Here is a 20,981-nt window from a genome sequence, read left to right as displayed (position 1 = left end):
GACAGCCGTTACTTCTTTTCCTGAGAGAGAGTCGCGAGCAATGTCTTGTTTTCCGCGATCTCGTCGGAAATCATCTTTTTGAACTCGGCTGGCGATTGCGGCATCACGTCGCCGCCGAGTTTTGCAAAGCGGTCCTTTGCTTCCGGAAGTTGCAATGCCGCAACCGTCGCATCATGCAGCTTCTGCACCAGTTCCGGGGGCATGCCCTTCGGCCCGAACAGGCCGACCCAAGCGCCCATACGCATCTTAAGGCCGCTCTCGCCGATGGTCGGGACGTCGGGGAATAACGGCGAGCGCTTCTTCGCGGTCGACGCAATCGGGATCAACTGCTTGTTGTCCATGAAAGCGCGGCCCGAGGCGAACGGTGCGATCACGAAATCCACGCGGCCGGCGGCAGTGTCGGCGATGGCTTCAGGCGCGCCGCGATAGGGCACATGCGTCAGTTTGATATCGGTGGCCGCACGCAGGCGCTCGACTTCGAGATGCGAGGCGCTGGCGACGCCGCTCGAGCCGAACATCACTTCTCCTGGCGCCTTGCGGGCTTTTTCGACCAACTCGTTGATCGACTTGATGCCCTTGGTCGGCGAAATCCAGATCACCGCCGGAAGATCCGCCAGCGGCGCAATCGGAGTGAGGTCTTTCTCGGTGTCGTAGGGCAATGATGTCTGGACGGCCGGTAGCGAGGCGATCGCCGAGGAGGATACCAGCAGGCGGTAGCCGTCAGGCTCGGAATTGGCGACCGCGTTTGCGCCGATCGAGCCGCCGGCGCCGGGGCGGTTTTCGACAACCACCGTCTGCTTCAGGATGGTCTTCAACCCGTCGGCCACCGTGCGGGCGATCAGGTCGGTGCCGCTGCCGGGCGTGATGTTGACGATGATGGTGATGGGACGGTTGGGATAGTCGGCCTGCGCCTGCGCGGAACCGGTCAGGGCAGCGAGCAAAGCCGCCGCGGCGATGATGGGTCTCATTCTTGTTCTCCCTTCGTGTGCCTATGTCTTCGACTTGTTGTTGCGTCCGCGCACTTCGACGCCCGCGATCTTCTCAAAATGGCGGACCATTTCGGTGAGGTCGCTGCTCGCGCCGATATCGTCGGTGATCACATGCCACAGCTCGGCGACGCGCCGGCCGATCGGGGTCTCTGCATCCGAGGCACGACCAAGATCGCAATACAGCTCCATGTCCTTGATGCCCATGTCGACGGGACCGCCATAGGCAAAGGTGCGCGGCAGGACAGCCTTCGGAAATTTGTCGACCGTCGCCGAATTGCGCCCGGTTCCCGCATTGATCACCTCGATCAGCGCATCGGCATCGACACCCGCTTTTACCCCGGCGACCATCGCTTCGGACGTGATCATCATCGCGGTGAGAGAGAGCGCGTTATTGACGATCTTGGCGACCTGCGCGAGCCCCGGCTTGTCACCGACGACTATTGTGCGGCCGGCCAGTTTTGAGAGAACGGGGGCCACCGTGTCGCGGGCGTCTTTCGGGCCGGACAGGATGGTGGTGAGCTTGCCCTCGCGCGCCCAGGTCGGACCGCCGCTGACCGGCATGTCGAGCACCGCAATATTCGCGGCGGCAAGCTTGTCGGCGATGGCGAGGATGGTCGGCTGGCCGATGGTGGAGGACTCGATATAGATGCGGATCGCCTTGCCCCCGACGACGCCATCCTTGCCAAAGGCAACATTCCGGCTGATCGTTTGCGAGGGCAGGCAGGCGAAAACGATCTCCGCCTGATCTGCCACGTCGCGTGACGTCGCTGCTGCAACGGCGCCTTTGGCGATGAGCGGCGCAAGCCGTGCTGCGTCCGGATCGCACACCGAAAGCGGATAGCCCGCTTCAGCAAGGCGTAGCGCCATTGCGCCACCCATGTGACCGCAGCCGATGAAACCGAGCTTTGCGGTCACGCTGTCTGCTCCCGAATGCGGCCGGTCAGTCGAACTTCAGCTTCATCTCGGTGACCAGCGGATCCCAGATGTCCTTCTGTTCGCGCACCATGGCCAGGACCTGTTGCGGCGTGGCCAGCGTGATTTCGTAGCCGCGCTTGGCGAAACCCTCCTGGATTTCCGGGTCCTTCACGACGGCATTGAGATCGCTCGACAGCTTTTGGACCACGGCGTCCGGTGTTCCAGCCGGCGCACCGATGATGAAGCGCACGGTGCCGGACACGTCGCCCAGGCCGGCCTCCTTGAGCGTCGGCACGTCCGGCATCAGCTTGCTGCGGTTGTCGCTTGCAAGCGCGAGCGCGCGCAGCTTGCCTTCCTGGATCAGCGGCAGAACCGAGCTGAGGCTGAGCGTACCGAAGTCAAGCACGCCGGACAGCAGATCGGTGACCGCGGTGGCCGAGCCTTTGTAGGGCACGTGGGTGAACTGGACCTTGTTCAGCTTGCTCAGGCGCTCGGTCGCAAGATGCTGTGGCGAGCCGACACCTGCGGAGGCGAAGTTCACCGGCCGCGCTTTTCCTTCGGCTATCAGGTCGGCGATCGTCTTGAACTTGGAATTCGGGTTGGTGACGATCACCGCGGGGGATTCTGCGACGCCGCCGATCCAGGCGAAATCCTTCTGCGGATCGTAGGGAAGGCTGGCATAGACTGTCGGATAAATGCCGACGATCGTTGCCTGCACCAGCAGCGTATAGCCATCGGGCTTCGACTTTGCGACGACGGCGGCGCCGATATTGCCGCTGGCCCCGGGCCGGTTGTCGATGACGACCGGCTGACCGAGCTTTGCGGAATATTTGTCCTGGATCAGCCGCACCAGAATGTCGGTGCCGCCGCCCGGCGGGAACGGCACCACCACACGCACCGGCTGATTCGGGAATTGCTGCGCAAGCGCCTGCGGCACAACGAGCGCTGCAAGGGCGGCGAAGACGAGAGCGAAAAGGCGCATGAATTGTTGCTCCTCCGGGACAGCCTCGGACTTCGGGCTGCCATTATGTTTTTGAGTTTCAGCGATCTGTGCCCCAGTTCCGCTCAATGGTCAATGATTCCGCTCATCGGAAAAATATATTGACGCGCCGCTGCATGGACCTATTTTGGCGCGCTGCAGCGGATGCAGGTGCAAGAGGAAAATAGGGCGTGAACCGGACGGATCGTTTGAACGTCGACACCAGCAACGCATCGGCGAAGATGCGCGATGCATCCGCCGCGGGCACGGTCGCGCGTGTCGTGCAACTGCTCGCTTGCCTCGCCGAAGCCGACGGCCCGGTTTCGATCAAGTTTCTCTGTCAGACTCTGAAACTGCCGGCGAGCACGGTGCATCGCCTGCTCGGCCTTCTTGCCGATGAGGGGATGGTCGAGCGCAGCGCAGACCGCCCGGTCTATGCGCCGGGGCTCGAACTGGTGCGGATCGCCTCGTTGCTTGCATCGAAGGTTCGGATCGTCGATGTCGCCAAGCCGTTCATGCGCGCGATTGTACGCGATTGCGACGAAACCTGTTGTCTCATTCAATATATCCCTGCACAGCGCAAGGTGATGGCCTTGCACGCGGAGTTTTCCTCGCATCCGTTGCGCTATCGCATCGAGCTGTTTCAGCCTCATTCGCTGCTGTGGGGCGCGACGGGACGTTCGGTTCTCGCCTTTCTCGAGCCGGAGGAAATCGCGGTGGCGCTCTCCGACAACGACGCGTCGCCTGCGACGGGTATTTCGCTGCCTGACCGGGACGCCGTCATCACCGAACTGGCGGAGATCAGAGCGCGGGGCTACGCCATCACCCATGGCCAGAAGATCGGTGGGGCGGTCGGTATCGGCACGCCACTCTTCAATTCGGAACGCAAGACGATCGGCAGCCTGTGCCTCACCATTCCAGAAACGCGCTTCAACAAGAAAACCCAGGCGCGTCTGTTGCAGATATTGATGCAGCGCGCCGGCGAACTCAGCCGGGCGCTTGGTTTTGCGCCGGTGCCGGCTGCGGCGGAATAGCGACGCCTAACGCCGCTGCGTTCCCAACAGGAACAGCTGGATCCATTTCAGTGCCGCATCGGCATCCGCACTTTTGCGGCGCGGCAACGTGACCGCCGCGCTGTTGCACAAGGCCAGTACGGCATCGGCCGCGACATCGACATCCAGGTCGCTGCGCCATTCGCCGCGTTCGACACCATGAATGAAGATCTTCTTCCAGAGCTGGCGATAAGCGCGCGCCAGGGTGTTGAGCTCCTTCAGAACGCCGGCTGGCAGGTTGCGTCGCGAAAACGCGAAATTCTCTACATAGGCCCGGCGGTCGCTGGTCAGATGCGAGAGCATGCCGGCACGGACCATGGCGACCGCGGGTCCGCCTTTGGCAATCACGGCGCGCAAGCGCTCGCAGAACTCTACAGCGCTGATGCGGCACATGTCCTCCAGCGCCGCCTCTTTCGAGGGATAATAGTGATAGAGGCTGGCCGGACGCATGCCGATCCGGTCGGCAATGTCTTTCATTGTGGCATTGAAATAGCCGCGCTCGGCGAAAACCAACGCGGCGGCATCGAGGATCGCGCGGCGGCGCCGGTCCTGCTTCTGCTTGACATGCGGCGTCGGCTGGCGTGGCGCTGCCATCGCGCGCTCGCTGCGTCGTACCGTACCGGCCGCCTTGCTCGCCATTCGATCCGGTTTCCGAAAATTCGAATTTAGATTTGAAAAATATCGCAGGCCAAAGCTATAATCCATGCCGCGCCCCGGCAACACTAAACTATTCGCCAGTGCGAAGTGAGGGCCAGCTGCCATGGAGTATCGCGAACTGACGTTCCCCGCGGTCTCGCCCGAGCGGATCGCGGCCATTCAAAGCGCCCGGAAGCGGGTGGCGTTCGAGCGGGCAAGGCTCTCTCCCTTCTACAAGGGGCGGCTCGATCACGTGAGGGCCGATCATCTCGATCAGCCCGAGGAATGGCTGAAGATTCCCGTTCTGACCAAGGAGGAATTGCGCACGATTCCCGCCGACCGGTTTCATGAGACCTTTGCGATCGCACCGGACAAGCTCGCGGTCGAATATTGGCGTTCGGGCGGCGCGACGGGACGTCCCCTGTTTTATCCACGTTCGGCCGAGGACATGGAAGCCGGCCTCGACATGTGGCTGCGGCTCTGGCTCGCCGCCGGCTGCACTGCGGATGACAAGGCGCATATCTCGTTTCCGATGGGCATTCACCCGGTCGGCCAGCTTTATGCGCGCTCGGGTGAAATGCTCGGTGTCGGTACGGTCTGGGCCGGAGCGGGCAACAATACGCCGTCCGAATTGCAACTCGATCTCATCCGCACGCTGCGCCCCACGGTCTGGGTCGGCATGCCCAGTTATGGATTGCAACTTGCGAGCCTTGCTCAGAAGCAGGGCTTCGACATTTCCGAATGCGGCGTGCGTACAATCCTGTGCGCCGCCGAGCCGCTGTCCGCGCCGAAACGACAGAAGCTGGAGCGGCTCTGGGGCGCGGAGGTTTACGATCAGTTCGGCTGCACCGAAGGCGGCGCAATGGGCTCGGAATCCGACGCGCATGACGGCCTGCATCTGTGGACAGACCTGTTTTTTACCGAAGTGGTGGATGAGGCGTCCGGCATGCCGGTCGCGCCCGGGACCGCCGGCATCCTGCTGATGACTCCGCTCTATACCAACACGATGACGCCGTTCCTGCGCTGGAGCCTCGGCGATATCGGCGTGCTGAAGGAGCAGGGTGCGACCAAGGGGCCGCTATCGGTCTATCCCGTTTTCCAGCACGCGGCGCGCACCGCGGGCTTCTTCAAGGTGAAGGGCATCAATATCAATCACACCGATTTCGAAGACTTCATGCATCGCAATCCGGCGGTGATCGACTTCCGGCTGGAGGTGCATGACCGATCGGGCATCGACACGTTGCTGCTGCAGATCGAATTGATGCGCGGCGCCGATGGCGACGCCGAAACCGCCAGGCTCTCTCATGCGGTGAAGACCGCGTTCGAGGTGACGCCAGAGATTGAAATGCTCGAAACAGGCCGGCTGGCGCAGCTCTTTCTCACCGACGTAAAGGCGCGGCGCTTCGTTGATGGGCGGAGCCGGTAGCACCACCGTCATGCGCGGGCTTGACCCGCGCATCCATCGTTTTCGCTTGATGGATTGCCGGGTCAAGCCCGGCAATGACCGAGAGAGCTCAGTTCGTCCCCCACACGGCGCGGGCGAGTTCGGTGACCCGGGCGAGCTTCGCCCATTCCTCGGCTTCGGTGATCGGATTGCCGCCGACGCTCGACGCGAAGCCGCATTGCGGACTGACTCCGAGCCGCTCCTCCGGCGCATGCTTGAACGCCTCGTCGAGGCGTCGGCGGAGTGAATCGATATCCTCGAGCGCGCCTGTCTTGCTGCTGATGAGACCGAGATAGCCACGCTTGCCCTTCGGCAGGAACCGCAGCGGCGCGAAGCTCCCGGCACGCTCGCTGTCATATTCGAGCAGATAGCCGTCGATCCCGGGCTCGGAAAACAGCCGTTCCGCGATCGGATCGTAGCCGCCCTGACCCATCCAGTGGCCCTTGTAATTGCCGCGGCACAGATGCACGAGCACGGCCATGTCCGCCGGCTTGTCCTTCAGAGCGGACGCAATCATGTCGAAATAAAAATCGGTCAGCTTCGCGGGGTCCTCGCCGCCGGCTTTCAGGGAATCGCGGATGTTCTGATCGCACAGCAGCGCGAGCGCGACCTCGTCGAGCTGCACCACCCGGCACCCGGCACGGTAAAGTTCGTCGATCTCCTGTCGGTAGACTGCGCAAAGGTCGTCGGCAAGCGCCTGCCTGTCCTTATAGGATTTGGGGTCCATCCCTTCCTTGCCGCCGAAGAAGTGCAGAATGCTCGGCGTCGGCAACGTTACTTTTGGCGTGCGCTTTGTGATACCCGAAAGAAAGCGATAATCGTTCACCACGATCGGCCGCTTGCGTGCGAGCTTGCCGGTGACCACAGGACCGAACCAGGTGGCTTCATGGCCGCCGAGGCGAAACATAAGTTCGGCCTTCTTGAGTTCGATGCCGCTGAGCGATTCGACAAACCCGAGAAACCAGGAGCCGCGGCGAAATTCGCCGTCCGTAATGAAGCGGAGGTCAGCGTCTTCCTCATGCCGCACCGCATCAGTGATGCACTCCGCCACGACCTTCTCAAGCGCCGCGTCGTCGATCTTTTTTTCCATATGGGCGCGATGAGCCTTTTTCAGCGCATCGGGCCGCAGCAGGCTTCCGACGTGGTCGGCGCGGGGCAGGTCGAGCATGGCATTTCCTCCTGTTTCTCCTACGCTATCAAATAGGTGACAAAAATCAAATCCGGATTCGAAAAAATTCCGCAAGACTTCGCAATGCCTTACCCCTAGAAAAGGGGCGAGCGGGGGATTTTGCAATGAGCCTTTATCTGGACGATCTGAAAGTTGGTCAGCGGTTCGAGACCGCGCGCCGCACCGTGACCGAAGCCGAGATCATCGCTTTCGCGAAGGAGTTCGACCCGCAATATTATCATGTCGATCCGGTGGCGGCACAGAAGTCCGCCTTTGGCGGGTTGATCTCATCTGGCTTTCATACGCTCAGCCTGTCGATGCGGTTGTTCTTCGATCTCAATTTGTGGCCGGATTCGGTGATTGCTTCGCCCGGTATGGAGAACGTGAAATGGCTCAAGCCAATGCGCCCGGGCGATACCATCCGTGCCGCCGCCGAGGTGATCGAGGTGCGGGTATCCTCGTCGAAGCCGGATCGCGGGGTGGTAATCATGGATCATCCCTGCTGGAATCAGAACGACGAGATGATCCTGAACCTTCGCTGCGCGCATATGCTGCGCCGGCGGACCTGAGACCCGCGGGATAGGAAGATGACGGCCTCCGGAATCTCTGCAAAACTGCGGCGGGGGAGTTTGGTCATGATCCGGTCCATTCGCTGCGCGGCAGCGGCAGCGGCCGCGCTTGTCACGCTGGCGCTTTCGCTGCCGGCCGTTGCGCAGGTGCCGTTCTATATTCCGCTGCCCGGAGAGATCGCGGGCCCTCCCGGCACCTTGATCCGCCAGGAGCCGGTGCTGGGCGCGCCGCTGGGTGCGATCGCTGTACGCATTCTTTATCGGTCGACCGGATTGAACGGTGAACCCATCGCTGCTTCGGGTATCGCAATTGCTCCGGTCGGGCCACCGCCGCCGGGAGGCCGACCGGTGGTTGTCTGGGCACACCCGACCACGGGCGTGGTTCCGAGATGCGCCCCCTCGTTGTCATTGACTTTTTTCCAAAAGGTGCAGGGGCTGCTGCCGATGTTGGAGCGCGGGTATGTCGTGGTAGCGCCCGACTATCCCGGCCTTGGTACCGCCGGTCCGCATCCCTATTTGATCGGTGAATCAGAGGCGCGCGCCGTGCTCGACGCGGCCCGCGCGGTGAAACAGCTGCCGGTCGGAGCTGGCCATCGCTTCGTTGTTTGGGGCCATTCGCAGGGCGGGCATGCGGCGCTCTATACGGGGTTGCTGGCCCGCCGCTACGCGCCGGAGCTTGAATTGCTGGGAGTCGCCGCCGCTGCGCCCGCGACCGAACTAGGCACGTTGCTCCGCGACGATTTCAAGACCGCCGTCGGAAAGATACTTACCACCATGGCGCTGTGGTCGTGGACGCGGGTGTTTGACGCGCCGATCGAGAGCGTAGTGTCCGCGGATGTGATGCCGACAGTCAATCGGCTGGCGGAGCAATGCATCGAGACGCCGTTTGAAAATCTCACTGCGGCGATGGTCGAGATGCCGTTGCAGCGCCGGTTCCTCACCGTGCCGGATATCACCAAGGTCGAGCCGTGGCGCGGCATCATGCTGCGCAATACGCCCGGAGCCCTTCCGCGCGACCTGCCGCTGTTGATGATCCAGGGAACGGCCGACACGATCGTCGAACCCGCCGTAACCGAAGCCTATGTGAGCCGTCAGTGTAAGGCCGGCGGTCCTGTCCGTTTCATGTTGATGTCGGGGATAGGCCATGACCCGATCGCGAGGGATACCGCACCGGCGGCGGTGCAATGGATGGCGGCTCGTTTCGCCGGCGCGCCACCGGAAAATGATTGCGTACGGTAACCGACCGGATCGCCGCGCCGCTCCGACGCAGGTCCGATATGCGCTTGCGGGATTTTCTCGCCCGACCCGTCGTCTATAAGATGCGATAAACCTTCTCGATGTCAGGGGAGGGGGCTGTGGAGGAATTTGCGTGGCACCAGCGCTCGATCGGACTTATGACGGCATCATCATCGGCGCGGGCCAGCACGGCCTGGTGCTTGGTTCCTATCTCGCAAAGGCTGGGTTGAAGATCCTCCTCGTCGATCGCAGGCTCACCTATGGCGGCGGGCTGTGCACACAGGAAGTCACCAAGCCCGGCTTTTATCACAACCTGCATTCCATCAATCATTTCAGCATCAGCGACGCGCCCTGGTTCGGCGATCTGAACCTTGCCGACAAGGTCACTTATATCACGCCGCGCTACGAATTCGGGCAGGCGCATCTCGACGGCTCGGCGCTAGTGCTGGGCCGCGATCTCGAAGAGACGGTCGCCAATATTGGCCGGTTCTCGAAAAAGGATGCGCAGACATTCCGTGACTGGAACGCGCGGGCGGAAGAGATGACCGCGAAAATCCTGATTCCCGAACGTTACGCCGAGCCGCTGTCAAAGACTGAGCGCGGGGCATTGCTGTCGCGCACCTCGATCGGGCGTGAGTTTCTGGAGATGACGCAGCGCCAGCCCCTCGATGTGGTCGAGGAACTGTTCGAAAACGAGCACGTCAAGCTCCTCTTCCTGTTCAAGGTCTCGCTGTTCGGCACTTGGCTTACCGATACTCTGTCCAAGACCAGTCCCATGGGCTCGGTGATCCGCGCCTTCGATCTGCAGACCGGCTATCAGCTCTGTCAGGGCGGCTCGTTCAACCTGGCGCGCGGGCTGATGGAGACCTTCATCGCCGCGGGCGGCACGTTCCAGCCGCAGGTGTCGATCGACAGGGTCGTGGTCGAGGGCGGGCGTGCCACCGGCATTGCGCTCACTGATGGCCGAACCGTGCGCGTGTCGCAATTCGTTGCCAGCACCGTCGACGTGCATACGACGCTGGAAGGGCTGCTCGGACGCGATCAGCTGCCGCAGCATTTCTGCACGAAGCTCGACAACTTCAAATACACCGCCTGGACCCTGTTCGGGCTGCACCATGCGCTGCATGAAAGCCCGAATTTCTCCGCGTCGGCGTTCGACCCCAATCTCAACCGGGCGTTGAAATGGAGCCTGGGAGCGGAGACCATGCAGGACCTGTTTGCGGCACATCAAGACGTGCAGGCCGGACGGGTGCCAAAATTGGTTCAATTCGGCTCAGGTCCCCTGAGCCTGCTCGATCCGACGCAGGCGCCGCCGGGTAAACACACGACCTATGCGTGGCATGTGATGCCGCTTCTTGATGACATGAGCGAGCCGGACTTTGACGCCTTCAAGGAAGAGTTTTCCGACCGTATCGAGGAGGTGTATGCGCGTTATTGTCCCAACATGACCAAGGACAACATCATCGGAAGGCACGTCTACACGGCGCGCGAATATGTGCTTGAGCTGCCGAACATGCGCGGTGGCGACATTTTCATGGGCGCCTTCAACGCCGATCAGGTGATGTACAATCATTTCGGCTATCGCACGCCGTTACCCAATTTCTACTACGCCGGCTCGGGCGCGCATCCGGGCGGCGCGATTTCGGGCGGGCCGAGCTACATCACCGCCGGCATCATCGCGCAAGACCTTGGGATCAAACCCTGGTGGACGCCGTGGGACGCGCGTGCGGCGCTCGAAACGCTCGCAAGCTCACAGGCGGCCTGAAATGAAATTGCAAACCGACGCCGGGATTGTGCAACCCGATTTCTCCTCGCTTCGTGGCCGCGTTGCGATCGTCACCGGTGCCGGGCAGGGGATCGGCAAGGTATTCGCAAAAGCTTTCGCCGAATGCGGAGCCATCCCGGTCATCGCCGAACTCGATGCCAAGAAGGGAGAGGCGGTGGCGAGGGAGATCGAGGATGGCGGCGGTCAGGCTTTCGCGGTCGCAACCGATGTCGCTTCACCCGACTCGATTGCGTCGATGGTAGAAGCCGTTGATCGCCGCTACGGCCGCCTCGATATCCTGGTCAATAATGCGGGGATTTTCTCTACCCTCGAGATGCGTCCCTTCGATCAGATTCCGCTCAACGAATGGGAGCGGGTGCTGCGCGTCAACGTCACCGGTCCCTTCCTGTGCTCGCGCGCAGTGCTGCCGGCAATGCGGCGCGCGCAATGGGGTCGCATCGTTCACATGGCGTCGGGAGCGGTCACCATGGGGCGGCCGAACTATCTCCACTATATTGCGTCGAAAGGCGCGCTGTCAGGCATGACCGGGTCGATGGCGCGCGAATTGGGGGCGTCTGGCATTACGGTGAACGCGATCCTGCCGGGCGCCACCTTTACGGAAATCGAACGCAAGACCGTCAGTCCCGAACAAAAGGTGCGCATCGTCGCGCAACAATGCATCCCGCGCCCCGAAACTCCCGACGATCTCGTCGGCACTGTTCTGTTTCTGTCATCCGATGCGTCCGCCTTCCTGACCGGTCAGTGCCTGACCGTCGATGGCGGCGCTACCCACCGATAAACGAAGGAGCTCGACGATGACCGTTCACCCCCGCATGAAGGCGTTCAATTTTCAGGACTGGATCGAGCGCAACAAGGGCAGCCTGAAGCCGCCGGTCTCGAACAAGCAATTGTTCGACGAGAAGACCGGGATGATCGTGATGATCGTCGGCGGGCCGAACAAGCGCGTCGATTTCCATGACGATCCGGTTGAGGAGTTTTTCTATCAGCTCAAAGGCGACATGCTTCTGAAGATCGCCGAAGGCGGCAAGATCTACGACGTGAAGATCAAGGAGGGCGAAGTATTCCTCCTGCCACCGCATGCGCGGCATTCACCGCAGCGGCCGATGGAAGGCTCGGTCGGTCTCGTGGTGGAAGGGACGCGGACCGAGGCGATGCGCGACGGCTTCGAATGGTTCTGTTTCAAGTGTGGTGGGTTGGTTCACCGGGTTGAGGTACAGCTCAAGGATATCGTGAAGGATCTGCCACCGCTCTATGAAGCTTTCTACGCCGACGAGAAGGCGCGGACCTGCCCGTCATGCGGTACAGTGCATCCCGGCAAGACTCCTCCCGACGATTGGGTGCAGATGTGAGGAGCGGGGTCGGACTGGCCCGTATCGTAGCTTAAACTGCTCTTTTGGGTTGAGTCAGGCGGCAGCACGGCGCCATGGCGCGTCGCTGCCCAATTTGCAGACCCGGCCGTGCCACCGATAACGACAAGCGATCACTCCTCGCGGCGGAAACCGGGATCTGCTCCTTTGTGCCGCGGCCGGATCGCTTGCGCCGATGGGCAATTGCCCTATAGATTGCGGCCAAATAACGCGCACCAAGCGCGGCTCAGAAGGGAGAGATTGATGTTCAAGCGAATGATGGTGTCGGCGTTGGCGCTTACCGCCACGGCTGGCCTCGCGGCAGCGCAAGAAATCAAGGTCGGGCTGGTGCTGCCCTATACCGGGGTTGGAGCGGAACTGGCGCAGCCGATTGACCGCGGCGTAGAGCTTTATCTCAAGACTCATGCCGATGAAATGAAGCCGTTTAGCGTCAAGCTGATCAAGCGCGACTACAAGGACGCGAGCGGCGCGACTGCAAAAATCGTGGTGCAGGAACTGCTCACCCAGGACAACGTCGACGTGCTTGCCGGCTGGGTCTACTCGCCGAACGCGATTGCAACGGCACCGCTGGTCAGTGCGGGAAAGAAACTCGCGGTATTGATGAACGCGGGAACCGCGCACATCACCAATATGTCGCCCTATTACGTGCGCACGTCCTTCAGCATGTGGCACGCGGGTCATGCGTTGGGTGAAGCGGCTGCGAAGCAACTCGGCGCCAAGACCGCAGTGATCGGCTATACCGACTTCCCGCCCGGCAAGGACAGCCTTGCAGCCTTCAAGATGGCGTTCGAGGCCAATGGCGGCAAGGTGATCGACGAAGTTCCGATGGGCGGCGCCAATGCGGTCCCGGACTTCACGCCGTTCTTCCAGCGCGCCAAGGACAAGAAGCCGGATGTCTTCTTCGTCTTCGTGCCGGGCGGCGATCATTCGAGCGCCGTGGTGCGCACCTATAACGCGCTCGGCATGAAGGACGCCGGCATCAAGCTGATCGGCCCCGGCGACATCACGCAGGACACCAAACTGCAGCCGATGGGCCAGAATGCCGATGGCCTGATCACCATGCACCATTACAACGCCGACCTCGACAATCCCGAGAACAAGAAATTCGTCGAGGCCTGGAAGAAGGAATATGGGCCGGATTCCACGCCGGACTTCATGGCCGTAGCCGGTTATGACGGCATGGCCGCGATCGCTGCTGCAATCAAGGCGACCGGCGGCAAGCTCGAAGGCGATAAGGCCGTGGCGGCGCTCAAGGGCTGGAAGTTTGCAAGTCCGCGCGGTCCGATTCAGATCGATCCCGAGACCCGCGACATCATCATGAACGAGTATCTGTCGCAGGCCGCGTATCAGAACGGACGCGTCGTGCAGAAGAATATCGGCAAGATCGATGCCGTGAAGGACGCCTGCAAGGCCAACAAGGTCGGGCCTTGCGGCAAGTAACGGCGCAGTTCATCGATTGAGGGGATCCGCCGTCCGGGACACCGGACGGCGGCTTTGCTTGGCAGGCGGGGTATCGCGTGATTTTCGGGGAGGACGTGGCTGGTATCGTGCTCGGTGGTCTCGCCGCCGGCATGGTGCTGTTCATCGTCTCGGTCGGCCTCTCGGTCACAATGGGATTGATGGGGTTCGTGAATCTCGCGCATGGCGGCTTCGCCATGATCGGCGGCTACGTCATCGTGTTGTCGATGAACCGGCTCGGCGTGCCCTTCGTTCCGGCGCTTGTGCTTGGCTTCGTGGTTACGGCTGCCTTCAGCGTCGTAATGGAGCGGCTGTTTTATTCAAAGCTCTATCGCGCGGCCGAACTCGACCAGGTGCTGTTCTCGATCGGGCTGGCCTTCGTCATGATCGCGACGGTGGTGATCGTGATCGGCCCGGAGACCCAGCCGCTGATTCTTCCCGACTGGCTGCGCGGCCAGCTGGACCTCGGCTTCACCTCGTACCGGACCTACAGCATCTTCCTGATCGTGCTCGGCGGCCTCATCGCGTTTTTGCTCTGGATCGGCTTTGAGCGCACCCGGATCGGCGCGCAGATCCGTGCTGCAGTCGACAATCGCCGGATGGTGGAATCGCTCGGCATCAATATCGACCGGCTGTTCACCTTCACCTTCGCTTTCGGCAGCGGCATGGCCGCAATCGGCGGCGGGCTGGGCGCCGAATTTCTCGGACTCGATCCGCAATACACGTTGAAGTATCTCGTCTACTTCCTGATCGTGGTTGCGGTTGGCGGGCTCGGCCGCATCACCGGCGTGTTCTACGCGGCGCTTCTGATCGGCATCCTGGATTTCGTCCTGAAGAAATATCTCCCTCAAGGTGGCACCGTATTCGTCTACGCATTGACCATCCTGATCCTGTTATTCCGGCCGCAAGGCCTGTTCGGACGGAGCGGGTCATGAGCGAGTCCGGCGCCCGGTTGCCTGCGGCAGTCCAGGATTTCGTGCGTCGTCATCGGTTGCGCTGGTGGGAGCCGATCCCGTGGATCTGCGCGATCGCGTTTTTCTATCTGTTCCCACGCCATCTCGGCTTCGGTAACGAACTGCTGGTGATGGTGCTGTTCGCGCTGTCACTCGACCTCGTGCTCGGTTATGCCGGTATTGTCACCCTTGGACATGCCGCATTCTTTGGAATCGGCGCTTACACCGTCGGTATGCTGGCGCATCACGGGTTGTGGACCGAGCCGATCAGCGGCCTGTTGATCGCGGCGGTCGTGGCCTCGATTTTCGGCCTGTTATCCGGCCTGGTCTTGCTGCGGACCACCGGCCTGACGCTGCTGATGCTGACCTTGTGCATCATGTTGCTGTTGGAAGAGGCAGCCAATCTCGGGCAAGTCTGGACCGGCGGCTATGATGGGCTCGACACCGTGCCCATCGACCCGATCTTCGGGATATTCGCTTTCAATCCGCTGATCCCTGCGACCCAATACATCTATATCCTGTGCGTGCTGTTCGTCTGCTTTCTGATCTTGCGAACGATCATCTATTCGCCGTTCGGGGAGAGCTTGACCGGCATCCGTGAGAACACGCTCCGCATGCACGCCGTCGGTGCCCCGGTGCGCAAGCGCCTCGTGATCTGCTACGCGATCTCGGCATCGATCGCAGGCGTGGCCGGCGCGATCTGGGCCCAGTCCAACGCCTATGTGAACATGTCGACCCTGTCGCTCGATCGTGCCGCAACGGTTCTCATCGTTCTCGTGCTGGGCGGATGCGGCCGGCTCTACGGCGCCTTTGTCGGCGCCGTCGCATACATGGTGCTGTCCCATTACCTCGCCAAGCTCTACCCGACTGCCTGGCAGCTCGGACTTGGCCTGATGCTGATGATCATCGCGCTGTTCGCGCGCAACGGCATCCTTGGCATTTTCGAGTCTCTCGTGAACCGCGTCCGTGGCAAACGGGCGGTGTCATGACGCAAGCGCTGCTCGAAGCCCGCAATGTCGGCAAGACTTTCGGCGCCCTGGTCGCCGCGAGCAACATCAATTTCCGTCTCGATACCGGTGCGCGTCATGCCCTGATCGGGCCGAACGGCGCCGGCAAGACCACCTTCATCAATCTTCTCACCGGCGTGCTTACGCCGACCACAGGACAGGTGCTGCTCGGCGGCGAGGATGTGACGCAGGTCGCACAGGCCGAACGCGTCAAGCGCGGCATCGCACGCACCTTCCAGATCAACCGGCTGTTCCGCGGCCTGTCGGTGCTGGAGAATGTCTATATCCCGGTCTCCGAACAGCTCGGCGCCGCACCGACCATGTTCAAGCCTGCGGGGCTGCGGAAAGACGTGATCGACGCCTCGATGGCGCTGCTTGAAATGCTGAAACTGCAGGACGATGCCGGCCACCGGATTTCAGAGTTACCGTATGGCCGCCAGCGCCTGGTCGAAATTGCGATCGCGCTCGGTCTCGCGCCCAAGGTGCTGTTGCTCGACGAGCCGGCCGCAGGCGTACCGAGCGCGGAAAGCCACATCATCCTCGATGCCATTGCACGGCTGCCGAAGGAGATTGGTGTCCTGATCATTGAACACGACATGGATCTCGTGTTCCGGTTCGCCGAGCGCATCACCGTGCTGGTCGGCGGGCGCATTTTCGCGGAGGGGACGCCGAAGGAGATTGGCGCCAATCCGGACGTGCGCGCGGTCTATCTCGGTCAGGCCACCCACGGTGCGGATCATGGCTAGCGCGCTCGCCTGGAAAAACCTGTCCGCCGGCTATGGCGAGACCGTCGTGCTGGAGGATATCGACCTCGCGATCGCTGCCGGCGAGAGCGTGAGCATCATCGGGCGCAACGGCGTCGGCAAGACCACGCTGCTGGTCACCGCCATGGGCCAGACCAATGTCACGAGCGGCGATGTCATGCTCGACGGCGCTGCTGTCACCCGGCTGCCGATCTACCAGCGCGCGCTCAAGGGCATCGGCCTGGTCCCGCAGGAGCGAGAGATATTTCCCTCCCTGTCGGTAAGGGAGAATCTCGAGATCGCGGCCCGCCCCGGCTATTGGACCGAACAGAGGGTTTTCGAGCTGTTTCCGCGCCTGCGCGAACGCCTCGGCAATATGGGCAATCAACTGTCTGGCGGCGAGCAGCAGATGCTTTCGATTGCGCGCGCGCTGCTGACCAATCCGCAGGTCTTGCTGATGGACGAGCCGACCGAGGGGCTGGCGCCGGTATTGGTCGAGACTTTGGCCGAAGTGCTCGGCAAACTGCGCGACGAGGGCGCGCTGACCATTGTGCTGGTCGAGCAGAACAGCCGGGTGGCGCTGGCCTTTTCTCCTCGCACCGTGGTGATGGACAAAGGGCGGATCGTCTATGACGGGCCATCGCAGCCGTTGCGGGACGATCCAGAGCGGCTGGCCAGCCTCATCGGGGTCGCCGAACAGGCGTGATCCGGAAAAATGCCTTGCCCCGGACTGACCCAGGGTGGAGCCCGCCTCCGTAACATCACGCTGGCGTTGCCTGCGGCAATCAGCGAGCCCGGTTTAGGTCGCGCACCAGCCCACGTCTGCCTATGATCAGTCCCCATGATTCGGATCGGGCCCAGGATCATGTGCATGCGCGTTCGCGACGCCGCACTCGGACTGTGCGCCGTCTTTGCCGCGATCATGGCTGCTGCCGATCCCTCGCACGCTCAGCAGCGCAGTCTGTCCGGCCTCGGCATCGTGCTGATCCACGGTAAGGGCGGCACGCCGACCACCGGGATCGAGGGTTTGCATGAATCGTTGAAGCGTACGGGTGCTTTGGTCGATGCGCCGGAAATGCCATGGTCGGCGCGTCGCATCTATGACGCGACTTACGACCAGGCCATGACCGAAATCGACGCCGCGGTGGATCGGCTGAAGAAGGCCGGTGCCACCAGGATTGCCGTGATCGGCCACAGTCTCGGCGCCAATGCTGCAATCGGCTATGGCGCGCGCCGCAAGGATCTGCACGGGGTGGTCGCCCTCGCGCCCGGCCATCTGCCGGAGGCGTGGGCGTTGCGCGCGCGCACGCGCGGGGCGATCGCCGAAGCCAGGAAGATGATCGCCGCCGGCAAGGGCAACGTGCGCCGGTCGTTTCCCGATCTCGCGCAGGGGATTCCCTTCTCGGTCAACGCAACACCGGAAGTCTATCTCTCGATGTTCGACCCGGACGGGCCGGCGGTCATGCCGAAGAACGCTGCAGCGATCGAGGCGCCGCTATTATGGATCGTGGGCGTCGCCGATCCGATGGTCCTGCACGGCAAGGACTATGTTTACGGGCAGGGCACGCGGCATCCGAAGAGCAAATATGTGGTCAGCGCCAGCATGCATCTGTCGACGCCATACCAGTCGCGCGGCCAGATCATCGAATGGCTGAAGGGGCTGTAGCTTTCGTGTTGCCCCGCGGCCGGCGATCGAGGGACGGAGGTTACGCTACTCCTTGAGCCCGTTCGCTTTGGCCACCCAGGCCCGCACATCCGGCAGGATCTGCGGCAACAGCGCTTTCACCTGTTCCTTGGTCATGCCGGCGCGGATGCGCGGGTCATACAGGATGTTCAGGAGATACTGGTCGTAGATACCGAAGAAACCCATCTGGACGTCGTCGTTGAACATCGTCCAGGGCAGGTCGTCGTCGTCGTTGATCGGCCCCAGGGCCTGCAGCAATTCTTCGTAGATGCAATCGCGAAAGATGAATTCCCCGGCGTCGACCACGACGATCACGTCGGAATGCTCGATCCGGAACAATTCGTCCTTGCGGAAGCCTGACAGGCATTGCGGCTCCAGCGACTTCACGATCCGGGCGGCTTGCTCGCGTCCGTAGAATTGCCGTATGGTCTTTTCGATGTCGCGGTCGCGTACCAGCGTGACCGTGACATTGGCTTCCTTTCGGCTGTCGGCCATCGCAATATCGAGATGACGTATCTTGGAGCGGATGTCGTCGACGACCTCGGCCACCTCCTTGCGGCGATCCGGCTTGGCGCGGCTGTCAACATGGACGCGAACCGGTTTTTCATATTTGCGGATGCGGTCGACGCTGCCGGAGACATGAAACTCGGCGCCGAACACGATGCGGTAAAACCCGTCGATGATCTCCGCGTCGGTGAAGGTTGTGCGCTCGGCGGCGCGGCGTTTGTCGATTTCGGGATGCTCGGCCCGTGCATCCGCAGGCCAGAGAGCCGATGCGACCAGAACCGCCAGCACTATGGCGAACAGGCCGCGCAGCATCGCGAGCGCCGTCGGAATGCCCCAGTTCGGACGCGCCATCATGCCGGATACTCCGCGCGCGATCCGCGCCCGCGTGTGGTCTCAAGCTTTTGCGGAGTCACGAAGCGCAAGTCTTGATCAGGAGGACGTGGACAGGCGCGACGCCCGGCTCTGCAGCGCGCGCATACGATCGGCAAGACTGCCTTTCTCTGTGTCGGCGCTGACGTCGGTTGCGACCAGCACCGGGCCGTTGGCGACCTTGAGTGCGGCAGGCGCTGCGCTCGGGGCCTTTGCCAGAATCGCCTCGATCGGAGAATTGGGGCCCTCCAGCGTGACCGCAAGCTTCGCCACCTCGGCGGCGACGTCGTTGATGCGTTCGCGCAGCAGCGCGTTTTCCACCCGCTCCGCGGCCCAACTGGATTCGGCTTCGCGCTTCATTGCAGCGAGTTCGCTCTGCAGCTTGGCCCGCTCGGCATTGGAGCGCTCGAATTCCTTCTGCAGCACCTCTTTCTCGGCGGTCAGGTTCTGGATCAGCTCACGGTGCTGGGCGCTGGCCGAATTGAGTTCCTCGCGCAGGTGAAAGCCGCTCCGGCGCGCATTTTCGAGCTCGGTGCGCAGACGGTCGCATTCGTAGTCGCGCTCAGTCAGCAGGCGCCCCTGATCGACGACGCGGTCATCGAGTTCCGCAACGCGCTTGCCGAGCGCTTCGGCTTCGGCGGTCTGCACGCCGAGTTGTTGCTCCAGATCAGCGACGCGCTTGCTGAGATTCTCGACCTTGCCGCGTTCCTCGTTCAGGTTGAGCGTGGCAGCCGCGGCATCCTCGCGTTCCTTGTCGAGGCGATCTTCGGTCTTCTTGATATCGCGTTCGTAATCGCCGATGCGGATTTTTAGCGCTTCGATCTGTGTCTTGAGCGAGATCAGTTCGACCCGCTGGGCTTCGGTGGTCGCGGTGCGGTCGCCAAGATCGGACGTTATCCGCGTCATCTCGGCCTGCTTGTCCGACAGGCTGCGTTCGGTTTCATGCAGGCCAAGCGTCTTGACGGACAATTCGTCTTCCGTCGCCTTCATCTGATCCTTCAGCGCCTTTTCGCGCGCTTCGAGCGCAAAAATGGTCGCCGATTTTTCGCCGAGCTCCAGCTTCAGCCGGTTGATGGCATCGTTCTTCTTGCCGAGTTCGGCCAGCTGGCTGGTGCTCTTGGCCTTCAACTGCTCGACACTCATCTCTAGCCGCCGCGTCGACATCGCGAATTCCGCGCGCAGCTGATCCTTGTCGGCCTGGATCTCCGCCATCGAGAGCGGCGTCGCCGCTTCCATCCGGCGCATCGTCAGACGGACCGCGCGCGCGTGAACCAAGGGAATGAATATGAGCCCGAACAGGCTCGCCACCAGGAAGCCGATGCCCAAATACATGGCCGGCTCGATCATGACGGAAACTCCAACCGACTGGCGAATCTGAGCGGATGGCGTGACATAACCGTGCCACGAGAGCGCCGCCGCCCGCCAGCGCCTCTCCCGATTAACCTAGACCGGCGCACGGCCGGCGGGGAAGGAAATTCCGTTCTGTCACAAGAGTTAGAACGGGTTCCAGGTCGCCTTGGGGGTGAACTTGAGATAGCCGATATTGGCCCCGAGCCGCAGTCCGACTCCGGCCCGGATCGGCACAACTATGATGTTGCCGGCCCCGAGCGCGGTCATGCCGAAACCGCCGATAAAGTAAGCCGATCCGTCGATCCCGCCAAAGCGGTTGTAGATGGTCTCGGTCGCGGGCAGGTTGTAGACGAGCATCATGGTGCGCGCGCCCTCGCCGCCGGCGTCAAAACCGATGGAAGGACCCTGCCAGAACACCCGCAGGTCGCCGGCATTCTTGGTATAGAGCGTGCCCTCGCCGTAGCGCAGCCCGGCCACGAAGGCGCCGCCGGCTTCCTCGCCCAGGATATAGCCGTTTGGCTGCCCGAACTGGCTGAAGGCCTTCTCCACCACTTGGGCGAGCCCGCGGGACACTGTGCCGAAAAATTTGTGGCCGTTATCCAGGATTTCGTTGGAAGAATATTGCGGCTGCCCCTGAGGCTGCTGCTGAGGCACGGGTTGCGGCTGCTGCCCGAATGCCGGCTGCCCCTGCGCGCAGGCGAGGCAAGCCGCGACGGCCAGAAGGCGAATCAGCGAACGCATCTTGTGCTCCATCAGGAATAGGGTCGGC

21 protein-coding genes are annotated in these 20,981 nt (G+C 62.2%); 13 read left to right on the top strand and 8 right to left on the bottom strand.

The window, feature by feature from the left end; genetic code table 11:
• Positions 1-8: 8 nt before the first annotated feature.
• From AC5I5I_RS10030 to AC5I5I_RS10020, 3 genes are read right to left on the bottom strand one after another with little or no spacing between them, the layout of a single operon-like run.
• Positions 9-968, bottom strand: a complete 960-nt coding sequence (locus AC5I5I_RS10030; protein ID WP_495972425.1) for a Bug family tripartite tricarboxylate transporter substrate binding protein — start codon at positions 966-968, stop codon at positions 9-11.
• A 21-nt stretch (positions 969-989) separates the two neighbouring features.
• Positions 990-1,904, bottom strand: a complete 915-nt coding sequence (locus AC5I5I_RS10025; protein ID WP_495972423.1) for an NAD(P)-dependent oxidoreductase — start codon at positions 1,902-1,904, stop codon at positions 990-992.
• Positions 1,905-1,929: 25 nt separating this feature from the next.
• Positions 1,930-2,886 carry a Bug family tripartite tricarboxylate transporter substrate binding protein gene (locus AC5I5I_RS10020; RefSeq protein ID WP_495972421.1) on the bottom strand — a complete coding sequence of 319 codons (957 nt, stop codon included), beginning with the start codon at positions 2,884-2,886 and terminating at the stop codon, positions 1,930-1,932.
• 188 nt (positions 2,887-3,074) lie between these two features.
• Between AC5I5I_RS10020 and AC5I5I_RS10015 the strand changes: the two genes are divergently transcribed.
• On the top strand, positions 3,075-3,917 hold the full coding sequence (locus tag AC5I5I_RS10015) for an IclR family transcriptional regulator (RefSeq protein ID WP_495972419.1): 843 nt from the start codon (positions 3,075-3,077) through the stop codon (positions 3,915-3,917).
• Positions 3,918-3,923: 6 nt separating this feature from the next.
• On the opposite strand, the gene AC5I5I_RS10010 is transcribed toward AC5I5I_RS10015, so the two are convergent.
• The gene (locus AC5I5I_RS10010; RefSeq protein WP_495972417.1) at positions 3,924-4,751 is read right to left on the bottom strand and encodes a TetR/AcrR family transcriptional regulator; all 828 of its coding nucleotides are present in this window, start codon (positions 4,749-4,751) and stop codon (positions 3,924-3,926) included.
• Here AC5I5I_RS10010 and AC5I5I_RS10005 point away from each other — a divergent pair.
• Positions 4,696-5,997, top strand: a complete 1,302-nt coding sequence (locus AC5I5I_RS10005) for a phenylacetate--CoA ligase family protein (RefSeq protein ID WP_495972415.1) — start codon at positions 4,696-4,698, stop codon at positions 5,995-5,997. The two genes, AC5I5I_RS10010 and AC5I5I_RS10005, sit on opposite strands and share 56 nt — an antisense overlap.
• 88 nt (positions 5,998-6,085) lie before the next feature.
• On the opposite strand, the gene AC5I5I_RS10000 is transcribed toward AC5I5I_RS10005, so the two are convergent.
• Positions 6,086-7,183: a 5-methyltetrahydropteroyltriglutamate--homocysteine S-methyltransferase gene (locus tag AC5I5I_RS10000; RefSeq protein ID WP_495758543.1), complete on the bottom strand. Its 1,098-nt coding sequence runs from the start codon at positions 7,181-7,183 to the stop codon at positions 6,086-6,088.
• 125 nt (positions 7,184-7,308) lie between these two features.
• On the opposite strand from AC5I5I_RS10000, the gene AC5I5I_RS09995 reads away from it, so the two are divergent.
• The 11 genes from AC5I5I_RS09995 to AC5I5I_RS09945 all read left to right on the top strand — a co-directional run bounded on the left by AC5I5I_RS09995 (position 7,309) and on the right by AC5I5I_RS09945 (position 17,968).
• Positions 7,309-7,752, top strand: coding sequence for a MaoC family dehydratase (locus tag AC5I5I_RS09995; RefSeq protein WP_495758544.1), 444 nt, complete (start codon positions 7,309-7,311; stop codon positions 7,750-7,752).
• 66 nt (positions 7,753-7,818) lie between these two features.
• A complete protein-coding gene (locus tag AC5I5I_RS09990; RefSeq protein ID WP_495972413.1) occupies positions 7,819-8,991 on the top strand; it encodes an alpha/beta fold hydrolase in 1,173 nt (390 codons plus the stop codon).
• A gap of 130 nt (positions 8,992-9,121) precedes the next feature.
• Entirely contained in the window at positions 9,122-10,753 is a 1,632-nt protein-coding gene (locus tag AC5I5I_RS09985) for a phytoene desaturase family protein (RefSeq protein ID WP_495972411.1), read from the top strand.
• A 1-nt stretch (position 10,754) separates the two neighbouring features.
• Complete coding sequence (locus AC5I5I_RS09980) at positions 10,755-11,552, top strand: SDR family NAD(P)-dependent oxidoreductase (RefSeq protein WP_495972409.1); 798 nt, start codon at positions 10,755-10,757, stop codon at positions 11,550-11,552.
• Between the two features lie 16 nt (positions 11,553-11,568).
• The gene (locus AC5I5I_RS09975; RefSeq protein WP_495972407.1) at positions 11,569-12,123 is read left to right on the top strand and encodes a 3-hydroxyanthranilate 3,4-dioxygenase; all 555 of its coding nucleotides are present in this window, start codon (positions 11,569-11,571) and stop codon (positions 12,121-12,123) included.
• 261 nt (positions 12,124-12,384) lie between these two features.
• On the top strand, positions 12,385-13,581 hold the full coding sequence (locus AC5I5I_RS09970) for an ABC transporter substrate-binding protein (protein ID WP_495972405.1): 1,197 nt from the start codon (positions 12,385-12,387) through the stop codon (positions 13,579-13,581).
• Positions 13,582-13,658: 77 nt separating this feature from the next.
• Positions 13,659-14,534: a branched-chain amino acid ABC transporter permease gene (locus AC5I5I_RS09965; protein ID WP_495972403.1), complete on the top strand. Its 876-nt coding sequence runs from the start codon at positions 13,659-13,661 to the stop codon at positions 14,532-14,534.
• Positions 14,531-15,541, top strand: a complete 1,011-nt coding sequence (locus AC5I5I_RS09960; RefSeq protein ID WP_495972401.1) for a branched-chain amino acid ABC transporter permease — start codon at positions 14,531-14,533, stop codon at positions 15,539-15,541. The genes AC5I5I_RS09965 and AC5I5I_RS09960 overlap by 4 nt, the downstream gene beginning before the upstream one ends.
• Positions 15,538-16,305, top strand: a complete 768-nt coding sequence (locus AC5I5I_RS09955; protein WP_495972399.1) for an ABC transporter ATP-binding protein — start codon at positions 15,538-15,540, stop codon at positions 16,303-16,305. Before AC5I5I_RS09960 ends, AC5I5I_RS09955 begins: the two co-directional genes overlap by 4 nt.
• Entirely contained in the window at positions 16,298-17,008 is a 711-nt protein-coding gene (locus tag AC5I5I_RS09950; RefSeq protein ID WP_495972397.1) for an ABC transporter ATP-binding protein, read from the top strand. The genes AC5I5I_RS09955 and AC5I5I_RS09950 overlap by 8 nt, the downstream gene beginning before the upstream one ends.
• Before the next feature lie 165 nt (positions 17,009-17,173).
• The gene (locus AC5I5I_RS09945) at positions 17,174-17,968 is read left to right on the top strand and encodes an alpha/beta hydrolase (RefSeq protein ID WP_495972395.1); all 795 of its coding nucleotides are present in this window, start codon (positions 17,174-17,176) and stop codon (positions 17,966-17,968) included.
• A 45-nt stretch (positions 17,969-18,013) separates the two neighbouring features.
• Here the strand turns inward: AC5I5I_RS09945 and AC5I5I_RS09940 are convergent, their stop codons facing one another.
• From AC5I5I_RS09940 to AC5I5I_RS09930, 3 genes are all read right to left on the bottom strand, one after another.
• Complete coding sequence (locus AC5I5I_RS09940) at positions 18,014-18,844, bottom strand: DUF2927 domain-containing protein (protein ID WP_495972595.1); 831 nt, start codon at positions 18,842-18,844, stop codon at positions 18,014-18,016.
• Between the two features lie 78 nt (positions 18,845-18,922).
• Positions 18,923-20,209, bottom strand: a complete 1,287-nt coding sequence (locus tag AC5I5I_RS09935; protein WP_495972393.1) for a hypothetical protein — start codon at positions 20,207-20,209, stop codon at positions 18,923-18,925.
• A 147-nt stretch (positions 20,210-20,356) separates the two neighbouring features.
• Positions 20,357-20,953 (bottom strand): DUF1134 domain-containing protein, encoded by a 597-nt coding sequence (locus AC5I5I_RS09930; RefSeq protein WP_495972391.1) that lies wholly within the window; start codon positions 20,951-20,953, stop codon positions 20,357-20,359.
• Positions 20,954-20,981 lie beyond the last annotated feature (28 nt).

Source organism: Pseudorhodoplanes sp. (assembly GCF_059499825.1).
The sequence above is the reverse complement of the archived record's forward strand: the minus strand, read 5'-3'. Positions and strand labels throughout refer to the sequence as shown.